Source organism: Microbacterium sp. Mcb102, from assembly GCF_024519805.1.
Classification (GTDB): domain Bacteria; phylum Actinomycetota; class Actinomycetes; order Actinomycetales; family Microbacteriaceae; genus Microbacterium.
This window is the reverse complement of the sequence record NZ_JALJRG010000005.1, coordinates 43,537-62,802: the sequence shown is the minus strand read 5'-3', so window position 1 is coordinate 62,802 and position 19,266 is coordinate 43,537. Positions and strand designations below refer to the sequence as shown.

General features: G+C 68.8%; 20 protein-coding genes. 13 read left to right on the top strand and 7 right to left on the bottom strand.

Annotation, left to right across the window (positions count from 1 at the left end; all coding sequences use genetic code 11):
• Nucleotides 1-55: 55 nt before the first annotated feature.
• Both OC372_RS13650 and OC372_RS13645 read right to left on the bottom strand, forming a co-directional pair.
• Complete coding sequence (locus OC372_RS13650) at nt 56-1,159, bottom strand: DUF3137 domain-containing protein (protein WP_262002392.1); 1,104 nt, start codon at nt 1,157-1,159, stop codon at nt 56-58.
• Complete coding sequence (locus OC372_RS13645) at nt 1,156-2,124, bottom strand: hypothetical protein (RefSeq protein WP_262002391.1); 969 nt, start codon at nt 2,122-2,124, stop codon at nt 1,156-1,158. Before OC372_RS13645 ends, OC372_RS13650 begins: the two co-directional genes overlap by 4 nt.
• Before the next feature lie 33 nt (nt 2,125-2,157).
• Here OC372_RS13645 and OC372_RS13640 point away from each other — a divergent pair, with 33 nt between their 5' ends.
• Nucleotides 2,158-2,757 (top strand): GNAT family N-acetyltransferase, encoded by a 600-nt coding sequence (locus tag OC372_RS13640; protein ID WP_262002390.1) that lies wholly within the window; start codon nt 2,158-2,160, stop codon nt 2,755-2,757.
• Between the two features lie 49 nt (nt 2,758-2,806).
• Here the strand turns inward: OC372_RS13640 and OC372_RS13635 are convergent, their stop codons facing one another.
• Nucleotides 2,807-5,158, bottom strand: coding sequence for an arylsulfatase (locus tag OC372_RS13635; RefSeq protein ID WP_262002389.1), 2,352 nt, complete (start codon nt 5,156-5,158; stop codon nt 2,807-2,809).
• A 135-nt stretch (nt 5,159-5,293) separates the two neighbouring features.
• On the opposite strand from OC372_RS13635, the gene OC372_RS13630 reads away from it, so the two are divergent.
• Nucleotides 5,294-5,650: a hypothetical protein gene (locus tag OC372_RS13630; protein ID WP_258134253.1), complete on the top strand. Its 357-nt coding sequence runs from the start codon at nt 5,294-5,296 to the stop codon at nt 5,648-5,650.
• A gap of 28 nt (nt 5,651-5,678) precedes the next feature.
• Here OC372_RS13630 and OC372_RS13625 read toward each other — a convergent pair whose 3' ends face one another.
• Nucleotides 5,679-6,266 carry an Lrp/AsnC family transcriptional regulator gene (locus tag OC372_RS13625; protein ID WP_237682566.1) on the bottom strand — a complete coding sequence of 196 codons (588 nt, stop codon included), beginning with the start codon at nt 6,264-6,266 and terminating at the stop codon, nt 5,679-5,681.
• Nucleotides 6,267-6,416: 150 nt separating this feature from the next.
• On the opposite strand from OC372_RS13625, the gene OC372_RS13620 reads away from it, so the two are divergent.
• The 5 genes from OC372_RS13620 to OC372_RS13600 are packed head-to-tail and all read left to right on the top strand — an operon-like array spanning nt 6,417 to nt 11,631.
• Nucleotides 6,417-8,000 (top strand): ABC transporter substrate-binding protein, encoded by a 1,584-nt coding sequence (locus tag OC372_RS13620; protein ID WP_262002388.1) that lies wholly within the window; start codon nt 6,417-6,419, stop codon nt 7,998-8,000.
• Nucleotides 8,001-8,011: 11 nt separating this feature from the next.
• Nucleotides 8,012-9,073 (top strand): ABC transporter permease, encoded by a 1,062-nt coding sequence (locus tag OC372_RS13615; RefSeq protein ID WP_105712016.1) that lies wholly within the window; start codon nt 8,012-8,014, stop codon nt 9,071-9,073.
• On the top strand, nt 9,070-9,981 hold the full coding sequence (locus tag OC372_RS13610) for an ABC transporter permease (RefSeq protein WP_105712017.1): 912 nt from the start codon (nt 9,070-9,072) through the stop codon (nt 9,979-9,981). The genes OC372_RS13615 and OC372_RS13610 overlap by 4 nt, the downstream gene beginning before the upstream one ends.
• Nucleotides 9,978-10,799: an ABC transporter ATP-binding protein gene (locus OC372_RS13605; RefSeq protein ID WP_262002387.1), complete on the top strand. Its 822-nt coding sequence runs from the start codon at nt 9,978-9,980 to the stop codon at nt 10,797-10,799. The genes OC372_RS13610 and OC372_RS13605 overlap by 4 nt, the downstream gene beginning before the upstream one ends.
• On the top strand, nt 10,792-11,631 hold the full coding sequence (locus OC372_RS13600; RefSeq protein WP_262002386.1) for an ABC transporter ATP-binding protein: 840 nt from the start codon (nt 10,792-10,794) through the stop codon (nt 11,629-11,631). The genes OC372_RS13605 and OC372_RS13600 overlap by 8 nt, the downstream gene beginning before the upstream one ends.
• Before the next feature lie 199 nt (nt 11,632-11,830).
• Here the strand turns inward: OC372_RS13600 and OC372_RS13595 are convergent, their stop codons facing one another.
• Nucleotides 11,831-12,535, bottom strand: coding sequence for a hypothetical protein (locus OC372_RS13595; RefSeq protein ID WP_262002385.1), 705 nt, complete (start codon nt 12,533-12,535; stop codon nt 11,831-11,833).
• A gap of 228 nt (nt 12,536-12,763) precedes the next feature.
• On the opposite strand from OC372_RS13595, the gene rpsF reads away from it, so the two are divergent.
• The 6 genes from rpsF (at nt 12,764) to OC372_RS13565 (ending at nt 15,786) form a co-directional block, all read left to right on the top strand.
• Nucleotides 12,764-13,132, top strand: a complete 369-nt coding sequence (rpsF, locus tag OC372_RS13590; protein ID WP_029264265.1) for a 30S ribosomal protein S6 — start codon at nt 12,764-12,766, stop codon at nt 13,130-13,132.
• 5 nt (nt 13,133-13,137) lie between these two features.
• Complete coding sequence (locus OC372_RS13585) at nt 13,138-13,653, top strand: single-stranded DNA-binding protein (RefSeq protein WP_029264266.1); 516 nt, start codon at nt 13,138-13,140, stop codon at nt 13,651-13,653.
• A gap of 68 nt (nt 13,654-13,721) precedes the next feature.
• Nucleotides 13,722-13,976 (top strand): 30S ribosomal protein S18, encoded by a 255-nt coding sequence (gene rpsR, locus OC372_RS13580; protein WP_017829850.1) that lies wholly within the window; start codon nt 13,722-13,724, stop codon nt 13,974-13,976.
• Nucleotides 13,977-13,987: 11 nt separating this feature from the next.
• Nucleotides 13,988-14,440, top strand: coding sequence for a 50S ribosomal protein L9 (rplI, locus tag OC372_RS13575; protein WP_029264267.1), 453 nt, complete (start codon nt 13,988-13,990; stop codon nt 14,438-14,440).
• 389 nt (nt 14,441-14,829) lie between these two features.
• Nucleotides 14,830-15,297 (top strand): hypothetical protein, encoded by a 468-nt coding sequence (locus tag OC372_RS13570; protein ID WP_262002384.1) that lies wholly within the window; start codon nt 14,830-14,832, stop codon nt 15,295-15,297.
• A gap of 129 nt (nt 15,298-15,426) precedes the next feature.
• Nucleotides 15,427-15,786: a hypothetical protein gene (locus tag OC372_RS13565; RefSeq protein ID WP_091027801.1), complete on the top strand. Its 360-nt coding sequence runs from the start codon at nt 15,427-15,429 to the stop codon at nt 15,784-15,786.
• A 314-nt stretch (nt 15,787-16,100) separates the two neighbouring features.
• Here the strand turns inward: OC372_RS13565 and OC372_RS13560 are convergent, their stop codons facing one another.
• Both OC372_RS13560 and OC372_RS13555 read right to left on the bottom strand, forming a co-directional pair.
• Nucleotides 16,101-17,660, bottom strand: coding sequence for a chaplin family protein (locus tag OC372_RS13560; RefSeq protein ID WP_262002383.1), 1,560 nt, complete (start codon nt 17,658-17,660; stop codon nt 16,101-16,103).
• A gap of 103 nt (nt 17,661-17,763) precedes the next feature.
• Complete coding sequence (locus OC372_RS13555; protein WP_262002382.1) at nt 17,764-18,768, bottom strand: hypothetical protein; 1,005 nt, start codon at nt 18,766-18,768, stop codon at nt 17,764-17,766.
• Between the last annotated feature and the right edge of the window lie 498 nt (nt 18,769-19,266).

Below are 19,266 nucleotides of genomic sequence, written 5' to 3'. Positions count from 1 at the left end.
ATGGGGTGGGAGTTCGGTCCCCAGCCGACACCCACCCCCACACTCGGACTCCGCCTCAGTTCATGCGGCTCAGGAACCAGAACGCGGCGAACGCGATCACGACGATCAGCGGCAGCCACGTGCCGCCGCGCTTGAGCCGTCGTCCCTGCGGTGCGACGCCCGGCGGCGGCGTGAGCAGGCCCGCCGGCGCAGCGAACGGCAGCGCCTGGCCTGGAACCGTTGCGGATGCCGTGGCGCCCGGGTTCTCGGCGACCAGGCGCTCGTCGCGCCACCGCGCCCACTGATCGAACTTCGTCAGCAGCGCGCCGACCGTGCCGAACAGCCAGGCCCAGGTGGCGGGATCGAGCGTCGACACCTTGCGCTGCGTGTACAGGAAGAGCCAGTCGTCGACGATCTCGACGTCGAGCTGCGCCGCGTTGTCGATGAACCGCGCCATGATGTCGGGCGTGAACAGGTAGAGCGCATCGCGTTCGTAGCCGGACGGGCAGTACAGGGTGAAGTGCTGGTCGAAGTCGCCCTCGAGCGACAGGCGCTGCTCCTTGTGGAACGAGGCGGGCAGGTTCGAGCCGAAGCCGTTGTTGCCCTTCGCATCGAGCACGATGTTCGGCAGCGGTACGTCGAGCTTCACCGCGACATAGCCCCAGCGGTAGGTGGTCGAGTTCTTCCCCGACTGCACCGTGTATTGGTAGTTGCCGAACTCCACGAAGCGCGGCCTCGTGCCCCGCAGCAGGTCGGTCGACTGCCGCGACCGGCCGAGGCTGAAGATCATGCCGGGCAGGGGAGGGTCGGCCACCTTCGGCTCGTACGACATGCCGTTCGCCTGCGCGAACCGATGCAGCCGGTACCGCGTGGCCCGCGCGTTGCGCACGCCCATCCAGATCATGACGCCCGCGGCCGCCAGCAGCAGGACGATCAGCACCAGCGGGATCGCCATCGCCGACGGGCTTCCGCCGAGCGACGCGATGCTCACGATCACGCTGACCATGACCGGGATCAGTACGACCGCGGCGATCGCCACGGCGACGATGCCGATGACGGTGGATGCCGACGTCCGCGACGACGGACGCGAACGCAGCTCCGCGGCGAAGGCCCGCACGGCGGCCGCATCGACCGGGTCGGTGAGCGGTCGCGCGTCGAAGGTCGCCTGCGGCGAGGTCATCGGTTCACCGTGTCGGCGTCCCAGGTGAGGTCGGCGCCCTCCGGGATCGCGAAGGCCTCGAGCCGCTCATCGGCACAGAGCGCGTCGATCAGCGCGGGGGAGCCGGCCACGATCGTCGAGTCGAAGTCGACCTCGCTCACCATCACCCAGGCGTGATCCTCGGGCCACAGCAGGCTCGGGCTCTGGGGCGGCCGGGGGAACCCGCGCTCTTCGGCGGTGCGGTCGCGCCACGGAACCTGCCGGGCCCACTCCGGGTCGGCGAAGGCGCGCGGCGGCGCGGAGAACAGCACGTGATCGCGCATCGGGAGCCGGAGGCGCGGCCCCTCGGAGATCTCGCGCGAGAGGATGCCCTCCTGCCAGGTGGGTTTGCGGAAGACGTTGTTGAACGGATCGTGCGTGCTGCGATCGAGCATCGCCTGATGGTTCGGGTCGTCCGTGAAGGTCGGGGAACCGCCGGACGGGGTGATGCCGTAGAAGCCGAACAGATCGCCGCGTCCCTCCCAGAGCGCGGCGTAGCCGGCATCCGGAGTCTGCGTGTGGTCCACGAGGTGCGTCGCGATGGCCGCCAGGTGCTCCGGGGCGAGCTCGCCCTCCAGCGGGGCGGAGAACTCGCGACCGTCCGGAGCGATCCGCGTGCGCCAGTCCTCATCGGTCGGGGTCCGCACGATCCGGTGCCACTGTGCGAGCGGGTGCAGGGTCGTGTCGAAGGCAGCGGCCGTCTGCGCCCAGGTGGCAGGCTCGTCGACGAACTGCCCGCGCAGCGCCTGCTGCTCCGACTCGGGCAGCCGGTCCCACTCGTCCGAGGTCGGCACCGCACGGTCCGGGAGCGAGCGGACGATCGCCGGATGCAGGATCCGCGCATAGGCGGCGAAACCGCGCGGGACCACCGAATGCATCGTCTCGAGGTCCGTGTCGAGTCGCTCGCGCACCCAGGCTCCCGCCGAGGGATCAGACATCCACTCCATGCGACCACGCTACCCGGACGTAGGGTGAGACCCGTGTCCCCGACAGCCGCGCCTTCGTCCCGTGCGTTCGCCCCGGAGTATCCGATCCGCACCGAACGCCTGATCCTGCGTCCGATCACCCCCGATGACGCCGCCGCCATGCACACCTACAAGTCCGACCCGGATTCCGTGCGCTACGTGCCCTACGGACCGCTGGAATTCGCCGACATCGAGCGGCGCATCGCCACGATCTGGTCGAACACGCGCTTCGATAACGAGGGCGACGCCGTGAGTCTCGCCGTCGAGGAGCGTGAGACCGGCGAACTCGTGGGTGACGTGGTGCTGTTCTGGCGCAGTGAGAAGGACCGTGCAGGCGAGGTCGGCTACATCTTCGACCCTCGCGTCGCCGGCCGCGGCTACGCGACCGAGGCCGTCGCCGCACTGCTCGCGCTCGGTTTCGACGGACTCGGCCTGCACCGCGTCGCGGCACGGATCGACGACCGCAACGCGGCATCCGCGCGGGTCGTCGAACGGCTCGGCTTCCGGCGCGAAGCGCGGTTCGTCGAGAGCGAGTGGTTCAAGGACGAGTGGGCGACCCTGCTCGTCTACGCACTCCTCGAAGACGAATGGCGCGGTCGTGACGGCGGGAAATGACGAGACGGCGTGCGACCGGTGATCGCACGCCGTCTCGGGCCGCCTTCGGCTACTGCTTGAGCATGGCGACCGCGAGCTTGTGCTCGTCGTCGATCAGGTGGGAGTGGTCGTCGTCGCCGAGGTCGATGCGCACCCACTCGATCGTGCCTGTGAATCCGTTGCCGGTAGCGGCGTAGTCGGGCGACACCGGGGAGGCCAGGTCGCTGCCGACGTCGACCGTCTCGTCGAACGTGAACTGGAACGGGATCGTCTTCTCGACACGACCCTCACCGATCTTCTCGTCGCCGGCGTAGAGGGTGACGGTGCCGCCCTTGGCGAGCCCGCCGCCGTCGTACGCGAAGTGGGCGCGCACCTCCTGTTCGCCGGTCGGGACCGGGGAGTCGGAGCGCACGATGTCGACATCGATACCGAGCAGGTTGTACGCGAAGGCGAGATTGCCGTCCTTCGCATAGAACGACCAGCCGCCGTAGGCGCCGCCCTGGGCGATGAGCACGCCGTCGGCACCCGCATCCGGCACCGAGACCTGCGCGGTGACGGTCCACGACTTGTTCTTGATGTTGATCGTCGAGTTCTCGCTCATGCGCTTCATGCCCGGGTAGAACTTCTGCGAGTCGCCGGTGATGAGCTGCGGGCGCCCGGCGATGTCGGGATTCATCCGCTCGGCGGACCGGATGTCGAGCGGGAGCACGTTGAAGCGGGCCGCCTGGATGAGGAAGAGACGCTGCAGGTGCGCCAGGCGCTCAGGCTCGGCTGCCGCGAGATCGTTCGACTGGGTCCAGTCCTCCTCGACGTTGTAGAGCTCCCACACGTCGTCGTCGAGGCCGTGCGTGGAACCCGTCCAGGGATCCTTGTGCTTCGCCACGGCCGTCCACCCCTTGTGGTAGATCGCGCGGTTGCCGAGCATCTCGAAGTACTGCGTCTCGTGCTGCTCCGCCGCATCGGCATCCGCGAAGGTGTAGTTCATCGGGGTGCCCTCGTAGGGGCGCTGGGTCACTCCGTTGACGGTGGTCGGCTCCGGGATGCCGGCCGCGGCGAGCACCGTCGGGGCGACATCGATCACGTGGCTGAACTGGTTGCGGATGCCGCCCTTCTCCACGCCGCCGTTCGGCCAGCTGACGATCGTGCCGTTGCGGGTGCCGCCCCAGTGGCTGGCGACCTGCTTCGTCCACTGATACGGAGTGTCCATGGCGTGCGCCCAGCCGACCGCGTAGTGGTTGTACGAGCTCGGCGTGCCGATGTCGTCGATGTGGTCTGCGACGTACTGCTCGGTCTCGATCTCGTTCATGTGATTGATCGTGAAGCCCTCGTTCGTGGTGCCGTGCATCGATCCCTCGGCGCTCGCGCCGTTGTCGCCGATGATCACGTAGACGAGGGTGTCGTCGAGGATGCCGAGCTCTTCGTACGCGTCGAGCAGACGGCCGACATGGTGGTCGGCGTAGGCGAGGAACCCGGCGTACACCTCCATCTGCCGGGCCAGGGCGGGTTTGATCAGGTCGCTCATCTCGTCCCAGGCGGGGATGCCGGGGCTGCGCTCGGTGAGCACGGCGTCGGGCGGGATGACGCCGAGCTCGAGCTGACGGGCGAACGTCTCCTTGCGGATCTCGTCCCAGCCCTGATCGAACTGGCCCTTGTACTTGTCGGCCCACTCCGCGGGGACGTGGTGCGGAGCGTGCGTGGCGCCCGGGGCGAAGTAGGTGAAGAACGGCACCTCGGGGGCGAGCGACTTCTGCTCACGCACCCAGGCGATCGCCTTGTCGGTCATGTCGCCCATGAAGTGGTAGCCGTCCTCGGGCGTGCCCCAGGGTTCGATGGGCGTCGTGTTCTCGTAGATGGCCGGGTACCACTGGTTCGTCTCGCCGCCGAGGAAGCCGTAGAAGTACTCGAAGCCGTTGCCGGGCGTCGGCCAGCCGTCGAACGGTCCGATCGCGCTCGCCTGCCAGACCGGCACCTCGTGGCACTTGCCGAACTGCGAGGTGTTGTAGCCGTTGAGCTTGAGCGTCTCCGCCAGCGGCGCGCAGCTGTTGGGCCGCAGCGAGTTGTATCCCGGCGCCGAGGTCGCGATCTCGGTGATGCCGCCCATCCCGACCGTGTGGTGGTTGCGGCCGCTGAGCAGGGCCGCCCGAGTCGGCGAGCACAGGGCCGTCGTGTGGAAGCGCGTGTACTTCAGGCCCGCGGTCGCGACGCGCTCGAAGCTCGGCGTCTGCACGGGGCCGCCGAACGCGCTGGACGCGCCGAAGCCGGTGTCGTCGATGAGCACGACCAGCACGTTCGGCGCACCAGCGGGCGGGCGCACCGGGGTGATCGGAGGGAACGAGGTGTCCGGATCAGTCGCGTCGTAGGTGACCGTGCCCGTGTACGCCAGGTCGGGGATCGGAAGGCTGGAACGCTGCAGATCGGACATGAAACTCCTACGGCTCTCGGCGACGGGGCACACGTCGCCTCTTGCCGCACAGCCTAAGGACGGTAGCGAGGAGCCCGGCGGCCGGCTCACCCGGCGCGGGTGATGGTGCCAGGCGCATCCCGCATAATCGAGGGTGTGACTGCGACAGCAACCCTTCCTTCCCTCGACGGCCGCCGCTTCCGGATGGTCTCGTCCACGACCTCTGCGGTCGACCCCGAATCGCCGAGCATCTTCGAGTACTTCGAACGTGACGGCGCGATCTGGGGTGGATACGAGGGCGACACGGTCACGTTCGGCAAGTTCGTCGGCACGCGCACCGGCGACACGATCTGGGTGTCTTTCGTGCACGTGCTCAAGGCCGACGGCACCGTGGTGACGGGGGACGGCGAGAGCGAGCTCGAGCTCACCGACGACGGCGGCATCCGCCTGGTCGAGCACTACGAGATGCACGGACTCCCGCAGCTCAGCGTGTGCGAGGAGATCGCGGCCTGACGCCGCAGCGGGTCGCGGGTCGCGGGGCTCAGCGCGGGGGCAGCGCGTCCCGTCCGGCGGTGGCCGGCGTCCAGCGCGTCATCCCGAGCGGGATCTCGGTGCTGCGCTCGGGCAGATCGGCCGGCAGCAGGTAGGGGCGGCGGATCACCTCGTCGAGCACGACCACGCTGACCACGGTCCGCACCTCGGGGAGCTGGGCGATCACCCCCGTGGAGAACTCGTGCACACCGCTCACATCGACAGCGCGGATGAGCAGCATCGCGTCGTGCTCTCCGGTGGTGATGGCGCACCACTCGACATCGGGCATCTCGAGCACTCGCTCGCGGAACGACGCCCAGGCCTGCGGCATCACCGTGACGAACACGAGTGCGCCGATCGAGAGTCCGGCCTTGGCCTGATCGACCCGGGCGCTGAAGCCCGTGATGACGCCGTCATGCACCAGCGACTCGACCCGTGTGTACGCACTCGCGCGGGAGATGCCGACCTTGTCGGCGAGAGCGGCGATCGAGACGCGACCGTTATCACGCAGCACATCGAGGATTCTGTATGCCGTCTCGTCCAATGGGGCGGCACTTCGTCCAGAATGCTTCGACTGATCCGCATCCTTGCTGGACATATTGCTCCTCACGACCGACGTTCTGGACAGAGCGTGCGGGGACCACGCCCACTCGCTGGACACATCGTCGCATATGATGCGAATCTGAACCCCGGTCGTCCACATCGGTGGCGACTCACCCGAATGTACTCCTCGCCCCTGGAGGTCCTCATGTCGTCACGCCGTATCACGCCGGTCATCGCGCTCGGAGCGGTCGCGATCTTCGCGCTCGCCGGATGCTCGGGAGGGAACTCGGCCGGCAACGGCGACTCCTCCGGCTCCGACTCGCTCGTCATCGACACCGCGTTCTCGATCGAGACGGCCGACCCGGGGCACACCTACGACCCGACCGGCAACATGATCGCGAAGGCGCTGTACGAGACCCTCGTCGACTTCGAGGGGTCCGACGTCTCGACCCCGGTGCCCGGACTCGCCTCGTGGGAGCAGAACGACGAAGCGACCGAGTTCACGTTCACGCTCGAGGGTGACCGCGTCTTCTCCGACGGCTCGCCGATCGAGGCGAAGGACGTCGTCTTCTCGCTGCAGCGCATCCAGGGCATGGCCGACGCCAAGCCGAACTTCCTGCTCGGCGGCCTCACCATCACCGAGGTCGACGACAAGACGATCCAGATCACGTCCGAGACCCCGCTGCTCCAGCTGCCCGCGATCCTCGCGAACCCGGCGCTCGGCATCGTCAACTCCGACGTGGTGATCGAGAACGGCGGCACGACCGACGGCACCGACTCGGCGCAGAAGTTCCTCGACGGCGAGTCCGCGGGTTCCGGTCCCTTCGTCCTCGACACCCTCGACCTCAGCTCGCAGGTCGTGCTGACGAAGAGCGACGAGTACAACGGCGACGAGGAGGCGGCGTTCACGCGCGTCGTCGTCCGCAACGTCTCCGAGAGCGCCACGCAGCTCGCGAACCTCAAGGGCGGCGACTCGATGGTCGCCATGGACCTCAACGGCGACCAGGTCGCCGGCCTCGGCGACGGCGTCACGGTCGACTCGGTCCCCTCCGGGCAGACCATCTTCCTGCTGCTGAACCAGTCCGAGGCCGTCGCCGGTGAGCTGGCGAACGTCAAGATGTCCGAGGCGATCCGCTACGCGCTCGACTACGACGCGCTGCTCGAACTGGCCGGCGCCGGCTCCGTGCAGGCGACCGGCGTCATCCCGCCCGGATTCGAAGGCGCCCTGGAGTCCGGCGTGGATCAGGACCTGGACAAGGCCGAGGCGGCACTCGCCGAGGCCGGTTACACGGGTCAGACCCTTCAGCTGAAGTTCCCGAACGACTACCCGGTCGGCGGCGTGGAGTTCACCCCGCTCGCCGAGCGCATCCAGGCGCAGCTTGAGGATGCCGGCATCACGGTGGAGCTGGCCCCCGCGCCCTTCGCGACCGAGCTCGACTCCTACGTCAACGGCACCGAGGGCTTCGGCCTGTGGTTCTGGGGTCCGGACTACGCGGACTCCGCGAACTTCCTGCCCTTCGCGCCCGGACTGAAGGTCGGACTCCGTGCCGGTTGGGCTGCTGAGGCCAACCCGGAGATCGCCGGAATCGCCGCGGGCGCCGCCGCAGCGACCGACCCCGAGCAGCGCACGGCCGCGTTCACCGAGTTCGCCGAGGCGATGCAGGCCGAGGGCCCGTTCGTCCCGCTGATCGTCCCGGGTCGCAACATCTCGTCGGCCGACAGCGTGAGCGGTGCGGTGTACAACTCCGTCTGGGAGATGGACATCGCCGAGATCACGCCCGCCGGCTGAACGGAAATCCCATGACGACAGTGGCGGTGCAGAGGCAGGCGCAGCGGCGCCGGTCGCCTCTGGTCGGATACCTGCTGCGGCGGGCGGGCACGTCCCTGCTCCTGCTGGTGGGCGTGACGATCGTGACGTTCGCGCTCACCAACCTGGTGCCGGGAGACCCGGTCTCGGCCGCGCTCGGTGAGGGCGCGTCGCAGAACCCGGCGACGCGCGAGGCGTTCATCAAGGCGAACGGACTCGACCAGCCACTGTTCGTGCAGTACTTCATCTATATGGGGAACCTGCTGCGCGGGGACCTCGGCACGTCCCTGGTGACCGGACGCCCGGTCACCAGCGACCTCGCCACCGCGGTGCCCGCGACCATCGAGATCGCGATCGGCGCGATCATCGTCAGCCTCGCGGTCAGCATCGTGCTCGGCACCCTCGCCGCCTACCGTCGCGGCCTCGTCACCGACCAGGTCATCCGCGTCGTCACCCTGGTCGGGTTGAGCGTGCCGACCTTCTGGCTGGCGCTCGTCAGCTTCTACGTCTTCTTCCTCGAGCTGCGCATCGCCCCGGGATCCGGCCGCATCTCGCCGTCGATCACGCCGCCGCCGCGCGTGACGGGCCTCTACACGGTCGACTACCTCCTGAACGGCGACGCGGTCGGCTTCTTCGACGCCCTCGCGCACCTCGCACTGCCGGTCATGGTGCTCTCGCTCGTGACGATCGGACTGCTCACCCGCTTCATCCGCACCTCGGTGCTCGAGGTCCTCGGCAGTGACTACGTGCGCGCCGCCCGGGCCAAGGGGCTCCCCGCCATGCGCGTGATCCTCGACTACGTGCTCCGCGGAGCCTCGCTGCCGATCCTCACCGTGGTGGGTGTCGCGTTCGGGGCACTGCTCTCGGGCACGGTGCTCGTCGAGTCGGTGTTCGCCTGGCCGGGACTCGGCACCTACGCCTACAACTCCGCCGCCAACCTCGACCTGCCCGGCATAATGGGCGTCGGTCTCGTGGTCGGCATGATCTACCTCCTCATCAACTTCATCGTCGACATCCTCTACGGCGTGCTCGACCCGAGAGTGAGGATCGCATGAGCCGCATCGCCGCCGCCACGCCCGCCGGCCGCTTCCGCTTCCGCTGGCCCCGCGCCTGGCGCACCCCGCTCGGCATCATCGGCACCGTCATCGCGGGCGCCTGGGTGATCGTGGCCTTCACCGCGCAGTGGTGGGTGCCGTATCCGCCGAACGCCCAGGTGCTGCCTCGCCTACAGGCGCCGGGCATCGACACGCTGCTGGGCACCGACGGCAACGGCCGCGACATCTTCTCGCGTCTGATGACGGGTGCGACCGTGAGCCTGCCGCTCGCGCTCATGCTCGTGATCGCCGCGATGATCATCGGCACCGTCATCGGTGCCGTCGCCGGATACTTCGGCGGCTGGGTCGATGAGACCCTGATGCGCATCACCGACCTGTTCATGGCGTTCCCGACCGTGATCCTCGCGATGGTGGTCGCGGCCTCGCTCGGCCCGTCGCTGTTCAACGCGGTGATCGCGGCGATCGTGGTGTCGTGGCCCCAGTACTCCCGCGTCACCCGCAGTATCGTGCTGGGTCTGCGTGGACAGAACTACGTGATCGCCGGACGGCTGCTCGGGCACTCGCCGGCCCGCACCCTGTTCGTCGACATCCTCCCGAACATCGCCGGGCCCGTGCTGGTGCTCGCGACGCTCGACATCGGTGCGGCGATCCTGCTCCTCTCCGGACTCTCCTTCCTCGGTCTCGGCGCACAGCCGCCGACCGCCGAGTGGGGCTCGATGATCTCGGGTGCGATGCAGAACTTCGACGCCTGGTGGCTCGGAGTCTTCCCCGGCCTCGCGATCCTCACGGTCGTGCTGGCGTTCAACTTCCTCGGAGACGCGATGCGCGATGTGCTCGACCCGACGGCCGAGATCACGCACGAGAAGGCCGCGGAGCACAAGGCATCGGCTACGGGGGTGGCGGCATGACCTCCGTGCAGGGATCCAGCGTGCTCAGCATCCGCGACCTGACCATCGACATCGGCCGTCCGCTCGTGAAGGGCGTCTCGCTCGAGCTCGAGGCCGGTCGCATCCATGGCCTCGCCGGCGAATCCGGATCGGGCAAGACGCTGACCTCGCTCGCCGTGCTGGGGTTGCTGCCCCGGCAGGCGAAGACCGGCGGATCGATCCTCCTCGGCGGCGAGGAACTCGTCGGGCTCAAGCGCCGTTCCCTCAACCGGGTCCGCGGCAAGCGCATCGCGATGGTGTTCCAGGACCCGTCGGCGTCGCTGCACCCGCAGCTGCCGGTCGGCCGCCAGCTCACCGACCACATGCGCGTGCACCTCGGGCTCAAGGGTGCGGCGGCACGAGAACGGGCGATCGAACTGCTCGAGACCGTGCAGGTCCCCAACCCCGCCGAGGCCCTCAAGCGCTACCCGCACCAGTTCTCCGGCGGACAGCGCCAGCGCATCGCCATCGCGTGCGCCCTGGCCTGCGACCCCGAGGTGCTGCTGGCCGACGAGCCGACCACGGCCCTCGACGTCACGGTGCAGGCCGGCATCCTGCAGCTGCTGCGCGACCTCGCGGTGGAGCGGAACCTCGCCGTGCTGCTCGTGACGCACGACCTCGGTGTGATGAGCGCGATCGCCGACCGGGTGGCCGTCATGAAGGACGGACGGGTGGTCGAGCTCGCCGATCGCGAGACGCTGTTCCTCGACCCGCAGCACGACTACACGCGGATGCTGCTCGCGGCTCTGCCGGGTTCGCGCATCGATGAGGCACCGGAGCAGGAGGCCGCAGATGAGTGAGGTCCGAGTCCTCGACGCGCAGGACGTGGTCGTGCGCTACCCCGGCAACCCGCCCGTGATCGCCGTGAATGGGGTGTCGATCCGTGTCGCCGCCGGGGAGACCGTCGCGCTCGTCGGCGAGTCCGGCAGCGGCAAGTCGAGCCTCGCTCGCGCCGTCGTCGGCATCGAGAAGACCGCCGGCGGAACGGTGCTCTTCCGCGATGAGCCCGTGGCACCGCTCGGCATCCGCCGTCGGCCCACTGCGATGACGGGCATCCAGATGGTGTTCCAGGATCCGGCGACGTCGCTGAACCCCCGCCGCCGTGTGGGCGACCAGATCGCCGACGGCATCGCGACCGCCCGTGCGCGCGGCGCCGAGGGGTCGACCGTGGACGAGTGGCTGGAACGCGTCGGCCTGCCGACGACCGTGAGCACCCGCTTCCCGCACCAGTTCTCGGGTGGGCAGAAGCAGCGCATCGCGATCGCCAGGGCACTGGCCGCGCGGCCATCGCTCCTCGTCGCCGATGAGCCGATCTCGGCACTCGACGCCTCGACGCAGACGAGTGTGGCAGGCCTGATGCGTGACCTGGTCGCGGAGTCGGGAGCCGGGATGCTGTTCATCTCGCACGACCTCGCGGTGGTCCGCCGCATCGCCGACCGCACGTTCGTGATGTTCGGCGGGCGCGTGCTCGAGTCGGGGCCGACGGATCAGCTGTGGGCGGCGCCGCAGCATCCGTACACGCAGGCTCTGCTGGCGGCGATCCCGGAACCCGACGGTGCCGGCCGCATCCCCGCCGCGCCTTCGGTCGATGACCGCACGGTGTGGGCCGAGATTCCGCCGGTCATGTACTGAGCGCGTGACACGAAGGAGATCTCCCGACCTGAAGGACCGGATCGGGCACGAGCTCCTTCAAATCGCGCGATCTCCTTCATTCCGCGTGACCCGGAGTTCCGCGTGACCCGGAGTTCCGCGTGACCCGGAGCCTCGCGGGGATCCCCGAACGCACTGCGGGCCGAGGCGAATAGCCCCGGCCCGCAGCATCAGCTCCGCATCAGAGCGGTGCGACGATGTCCTGCTTCACGTCCCACTCGGTGATCTCCATCGCGACCTCGACCGACTGGCCGTCGAGCGAGGCGGTGCTGGTCGACGCGAGGTTGACGTAGTCCGCCGTGACCTCGAAGACGACGTCGACCGTGGTGCCCTGCTGGTCGATCGTGCCGGTCAGGAGGAAGACCTCCTCGCCCAGGCGCTCGCCGGTGCCGGTCACCGTGAACTCGCCGGTCATGGCCTCGGCGGCGGCAGCCGGGTCGAGCGACGTGACGTCGGCGGCGGCGGCGCTCAGCGCGGCGATGACCGGGTCGCTCGACTTCGGATCCGCGACCTGCCACTCGCTCGTCGCGGACTTCACCCAGACGTCGTCGCCGATGGCGACCAGCGAGCCGGCCGGAGAGATCGACTCGAGGGCCTTCTCTGACGGGTTGAACTTCGCCGTCGACTCGATGCCCATGACGGTGGTCTTCGCCGCGTATCCGGCGGTGTCCGACATGGCGTCGGCGATGCAGGCGCCCAGCGCCTTGCCGTCGACGGTCGCGTCCACCTTCAGCTCAGGGCAGTCCGTCGCCGGAGCCTCGGCCTCCTGCGAAGCGCCGGTGCTGGGCTTCGACTCGGCCGGCTTGTCCGATCCGCCCGCCGAGCATCCGGTGAGCAGCACGGCGGCGGCGAGAATCACGCCGACCCCCCATTTGTTGACGCGCATTGGCGTCCCCCCTCTGGTCGAGTGCCCGATGACCGTCACCGGGCACGCCCTCCAGCATGCCAAGGGCGGGCGCCGACCCGTGCGGGCGACACGGAGGAATCTCCGCTAGACTGTCGAGGTTGTCTGCTTTCCGGCGTCCATTCGGGATTCCTGGGGCGGGCACGTGCACACACCCTCCTGCTCCCGGGAAAGTCCCGAGAGCCGTTCTAGTCCGAAGGAGGTGGGTAAGTGACGCACCAGTACGAACTCATGGTCATTCTGACTCCCGAGATCGACGAGCGCCAGGTCGCACCTACGCTCGACAAGTTCCTGAAGGTCATCACCAACGATGGTGGCTCGATTGACAAGGTCGACATCTGGGGTAAGCGCCGTCTGGCCTACGAGATCCAGAAGAAGAACGAAGGCATCTACGCCGTCGTCAACTTCACCGCTACCAGCGAGGCCACGCAGGAGCTCGACCGTCAGCTGAAGCTGAACGAGCAGATCATGCGCACCAAGGTCCTCCGCTCGGAAGAGGCTCAGGCGATGGTCGCTTCGGAGGCCAAGCGCTCCGAAGAGAAGGCTGCTCGCAAGGCCGCCAAGGCTGCGAAGGCCTGACGTCCATGGCCGGCGAAACCGTCATCACCGTTGTGGGAAACCTCACGGCCGACCCCGAGCTGCGCTACACGCAGAACGGGCTGCCGGTGGCGAACTTCACCATCGCTTCGACGCCTCGGAACTTCGACCGTGCCGCGAATGAGTGGAAGGACGGCGATGCGCTGTTCCTCCGTGCATCCGTCTGGCGCGAGTTCGCCGAGCACGTGGCGGGTTCGCTGACGAAGGGCATGCGCGTCATCGCGCAGGGCCGTCTGCGTCAGCGCTCCTACCAGGACCGCGAGGGCAACCAGCGCACCGCTATCGAGCTGGAGGTCGACGAGATCGGCCCCTCGCTCCGGTACGCGACCGCGCAGGTCACCCGTGCGGCCTCGACCGGCGGTGCCGGCGGTGCCGGTGGCGGCGGACAGGCTCGTCCCGCGCAGCAGCAGGTGTCGGAAGAGCCGTGGTCGACCCCCGGTTCCTCGACGAGCGCAGACGCCTGGAGCACTCCGGGCAGCTTCGGCGACGACACCCCGTTCTGAACAACTTCTGGATCCGGCCGCCGAGCTCGTCTCGGAAACCGGCATCCGCTCATCACTAAGGAAAAACAATGGCTGGAAAGTCGAGCGGCGACCGCCGCAAGCCGCGGAAGGGTGGCAAGCCCACCGCTCCCGCGAAGTCCATCCGGGTCGGTGTCATCGATTACAAGGATGTCGCCACCCTTCGCAAGTTCGTCTCGGAGCGCGGCAAGATCCGTGCCCGTCGTATCACCGGTGTCTCGGTGCAGGAGCAGCGTCTGATCGCCACGGCGATCAAGAACGCGCGCGAAATGGCGCTCCTGCCCTACGCTGGCGCCGGCCGGTAAGGGGTATCGAGATGGCAAAGCTGATTCTCACGAACGAGGTCGCCGGGCTGGGTAGTGCCGGTGACGTTGTCGAGGTCAAGAACGGGTACGCCCGGAACTTCCTCATCCCGCAGGGCTTCGCTACGGCGTGGACCCGCGGTGGCGAAAAGCAGGTCGCTTCGATCCAGGCCGCGCGTCAGGCACGCGCGATCCACGATCGTGACGACGCTGTCGCGCTGAAGAACGCTCTCGAGGGCACCAAGGTGCGTCTCGCGGTCAAGGCCGGCAAGGAGGGTCGTCTCTTCGGCTCCGTCAAGACCGACCACGTCGCGGATGCTGTCGCAGCCGCCGGCCTGGGTTCGATCGACAAGCGCAAGGTGCACATCCCGTCGCCTATCAAGGTGACCGGTGACCACGAGGCGACCGTGCGTCTGCACGAAGACGTCACTGCAGTCATCACGCTGCAGGTCGTCGCCGCCAAGTAAGGCACTTCCCGGAACGCCCCCTGTCCTTCGGGACAGGGGGCGTTCTGTGTGTGTGTGTGTGTGTGTGGCGTGTGCTTCCGCGGTCGCCGTCCGTCTGTCTGTCGGCCGGGGTGCGGATGTCGGGAGGATGCACGGATGTCGGACGAAACGCCGCACTTCCTCCCGACAGGTGTGCGAACTCCCGACATCTTGCACCGCGGGACGGAATCGGGGGTACCCATCGTGCCGCCTTCATCGGGGACCGCTGGACAAAGGTCGTACCCACACCGCACAAGTCTGTTCGAAGGTTCTCAGCCTTTCAGCGTAATGAGTGCACCCCTCCCGCCGTCTCTCCCAGTGAGGGAATGTTCGGCCGAAAGGGGGCCGGGCTGCAGGAGGGTGAGTGAATCGTGAAGGATAGACGTCGCGTGGAGCGGCTGTTCGAAGAGCTGGAGGCCGAGTGCGGCACCAGCGTGGAGTGCCTCGCCGACCGCGTGTCGGCGCTGACCGGTATGGACATCGAGATCGATGTCCTCGAGGAATCGGAATGGACGGCCGTCGCGCCGTTCGTCCTCGTCGAGGGTGATCGCGTGCGGATACCGGTCCGCGGTTCCGATCCGCGATGGTTCCGATTGCACACCGTGACCCATGAGCTCGCGCACGTGCTCTGCGGGCATTTGCGCTGCGAGACCCTGCCGATGACCTTCGACCAGCTGCGTACCCCGGCCCGATCCTGCGCTCTGGTCGGAGCCGGGGGCGGGCCGGGAGCTGCTTCTTCCGAGATCTCCGAAGCCGAAGCCGAGGCCGAAGCCGAGGCCGAGGAGCTCGCGCTGCGCCTGAGCGCGTTCGTCCGCGCACCGAGTCTGGCGCACGCCTAGCTGCTCTTCTCCCGGACGTCCGACGCCCGTCGGTGATGCCGTCGCCTCCTCGTCGGACCGCGAACAGGTCGGGTGCCCCGAATAGACTGACGCTCCCGGCGCGTAGCGGCGCTGGCAGAAGGGGACGCCATGGGGAAGCGCAAGACGCCGGAGCAGCTCGCGGACGAGGAACGCCGCTACCGGCTGGCTCGGGGCGCGCACACCCCGGAGGACTTCGCACAGCTCGTCGACGACCCGAATCAGGCGATCCGTGCCGCCGCCGCCCACAACCCGGATGCCGATGCGCAGGCACTCGCCCGCTTCGCCGCCGACCGGTTCTGGGGTGTGCGGATCGAGGTGGCCCATCACTCCAATGCCACCCGTGAGCTCGTGCTCGGCCTGCTCGAGGCCGACCCGCGCAAGCGCGGCGTGGTGCATCATGCCGCCCGTGAGCGCCTGAGCGCTGAGGGCGTCGCCTTCGATGGCGAGGGCCTGCCCGTCGTCGACTGAGTTCGCGGCGCTACACCTGTCGGGAGTTTCCTCCGTGTGAGGAGTCGGGACGGCGTGTTCTCCCGACATCCGTCCGAACTCCCGACAGGCGGCCGGGGATTCCGCATCTTTGCGGCATGAAGCGCTGTTCTCCGAGCGAACTGCGGTGGGTAGGGCGCGACGGATGCCCCGGGGTGGGGTCCACGGGGCATCCGCCCTTGTCGCGCCGGCGTCGAGCGACGAGCGGGGGACTCGTCGGCATGGGGATGGACGCCGTGCGCACCGGCGATGCGGGGTCTCCTCCCCCGAGGACGACCGCACCGCCGGCGTCTTCGCTACGCCGTCATCCGACGACGGCGCAGGAGTCCGGCCCCGCCGAGGAGGAGCAGGGCAGCGGCGAGTGCGATCAGTCCTTCGGTCGGAGCGCCGCCGGTCATGGCGAGCCCTTCCGCCTGGCCGGTGGTCACCGCGCCAGAGGCTGTCGCGGCACCGGCCGACGTGCCCGGGTCTGTTCCGGGGTCGGTGCCCGGGTCGGTTCCCGGGTCCGTTCCGGGGTCGGTGCCAGGGTCCGTTCCGGGGTCCGTCCCCGGGTCAGTTCCTGGGTCGGTTCCGGGGTCCGTGCCCGGGTCCGTTCCGGGGCCGGGGTCGGTCACCGTCGCCTCGCCGACCACGGAGATGGCGTTCCCGCCGATCGTGATCGGGAGCGTCACCGGCAGCCCCAGCTGGGTGCCGCCGAGGATGCCGTCGGTTCCGGTGGTGGTGTTGCCTCCGGTCGCGGGCGCGGTGGGTGCGGTGGTGGTGCCGCCGGTGCCGGTGACGGTGGCGTCGTCGAGTGCGGAGATCGCGTTGCCGGTCACGGCCACGGGGGCGGTGACGGGTGCGGTGATCTGGGTGCCCCCGAGGATGCCGTCATCGCCGGTGGTGGTGTTGCCGCCGGTGGCGGGTGCGGTCGGCGCCGAGGTGCCGCCGGTGCCGGTTCCGGTCGCCGCGCTGTCGCCGAGCAGGGAGATCGCGTTGCCCGACACCGTCACGGGTGCCGTCACGGGCGCGATCGCCTGCGTGCCGCCGAGGGTGGCGTCATCGCCGGAGGTTCCCCCCGTCGTGGCGGGAGCGGACGAGCCCCCGGTGCCGGCCGTGCCGGAACCGGTCGAGCTCGTGTCGCCGAGCAGGGAGATCGCGTTGCCCGACACCGTCACGGGTGCCGTGATCGGTGCGACCACCTGAGTGCCGCTGCCGATCCCGTCGTCACCGGACGTCGTGCCCGATGCGGCCGGAGCGGAGGATGCCGGTGCTGCGGCTCCCTCCCCGCTCGTTGCAGCGCTCTCGGAGTCGCCGAGCAGCGACACGGCGTTGTCCATGACGGTGATCGGTGCATTGACCGCGAGCAGTGCCTGCGTGCCCGAGAGCACGCCGTCCACGCCGTTCGTGGTCACGAGAGGTGCCCCGGCCGGGGTCTCGGCCTGGGGAGCCGAGTTCTGGGGAGTTGCGGCCGGGGCACTGGTCGATGAGCTGTCGTCGAGCACGCTCACGGCGTTGCCCGACACGGTGACGGGCAGGTTCACGGTCACCACGGCCTGGGTGCCGGATGCCGTGCCCGAGGACCCACTGGTCTCCGCAGCGGGTGCGGGGGCCGGGGCGGGCGCTGGTGCAGGTGCAGGTGCAGGTGCGGGCGCAGGTGCGGGTGCCGGTGCGGGCGCCGCGACGACATCGCCGAGCACGGAGATCGCATTGCCGACCGCCGAGATCGGCGCCGAGATCGCTGTCTCCGCCTGCGTGCCGGAGAGAAGTCCGTCGTCTCCGGATGTCTCGGCCGCGTTGGCGGCCGTCGCACCGAGGAGCGTGATGCCCCCGGCGATGAGCGTGCCCCACAGGGCTCGCTTGAGGTAAGTGCGCATGATCGTTTCTCCTGACTGGATGGATCGTCTGATGGGTGCGCGCGATCAGAGTGCGCGCGCAGCACGGCATCTGTCGTCCCCGGGGGAACGACGTGACGGTCCGTCAGTCAGGTGAGACGTCGGTGTCGGCGACCGGCGACGAAGGAAGCACGTCGTCGGATGCGCCGGATGTCCGCTCGCTAGCACGGAGCGGAGCAGCGTCCACATCGCTGAGGCGCGCTTGGGCAGGGCTGGACCCTCCGCCGGGGCCGGCGGAGGAAGAAGCGGGTACGGGGGCGCCCGGCGGACTCCCGGACGGAGCGCCCGCGGGCGCGGTCGCAGTGTCTTCCGTGGCCGGGGCGGACTCGTGCGAGACGAGGTCCGCGGCCGAGGACGACGCGGCGGATGCGCGCGCGGATGCGGCGACCGAAGCGCCGAGGATCGGTGCGGAAGTCGCCTGCGTCGCGGAGACGGCGGCGACGGCGGTCGGGCTCACGGGGGGATCGACGACACCGGTACCCGGGGTCGGATTGGGGGTCGTCGGATCGAGTGCCTCGAGCACCGGCGGAACGGTCCCGTTCGTCACGTTTCCGAGGAGAGCCGTCGTGTCATCGACCACTCCGACCACATCGCGCACCGCGGTGACCACGCCGAGGTCGGTCACGAGTCCGCCGACGACGGGGACGCCCGCGACGGTGTCGAGGATCGGGTCGGTGATCTGCGAGACCGGCGAATCCGTCAGAACCTCGGTGACCGGGGCGACGACCGCGTCGACCTTCTCGGTCACGGCCTGCACGACCGGCGCGGTCGCAGGGCCCACGACCGGGGTCTTGGCGACCGTCTCCGTCACGGTCTCGACGACGGCGGGAACGGCTTGCTGCACGGGGGCCACGACTTTCGTGACGACCGGTGCGACGACCTTCGAGACGACGGGGGTCACCGGGGCGGTGACGGCCGACACGGTTTCGCTGACGATCGAGGTGAGCCCGTCGAGCGGGCCGTCCTGCTGCTCATCCGCGTGCGCCGATCCGCCCCCGAAGAAGAGGGTGAGTGTCGCCCAGGCGAGCGCTCCGACGGCGCTCCAGAGGACCACGGCAGGAACGCCGCGTCGGGTGGCCGGAACGTCCACGTCGACCTCCCCCTCCGAAGGCAACGTACCTCGACGCAGGTGCATCGATTGCGGGTGACGATACTCGCGAGCAGACCGTCTGTCTAGGGGGTTTTGCGCGCGTTTCCGGGGATGTCGGGTTGTGACGCGCCCGGTGAAATCTCGGCTTGACTTTCCCCAGGTTCTACACATCCCCCTCCCGAGAGGGGCAACCTTCAATGCGCGATTTAAACTGATTCCCATCCACAGGCTGGGGAAACAGTTAAACCCTGGTCAGGGCCAAGAAAAAAGTTTGAAGTCACACCCATCCACGGGGTTATCCACACCCGTTGTGCACAGACACTCCGACTTTGTCCGCACGCTTTCCACATGGTTATCCACAGGCCGTGTTGCATGTGGAAACAGTCGCTCGTAGCGTGGGCGAGCGACCGAATGTCGGAGGCACCTGTTTCGCTGTGCGAAGCGGCAATTCTTGGCCGAGAGCCACGCGGCCCGCCGTCGGAACGCCTCATCAGAACA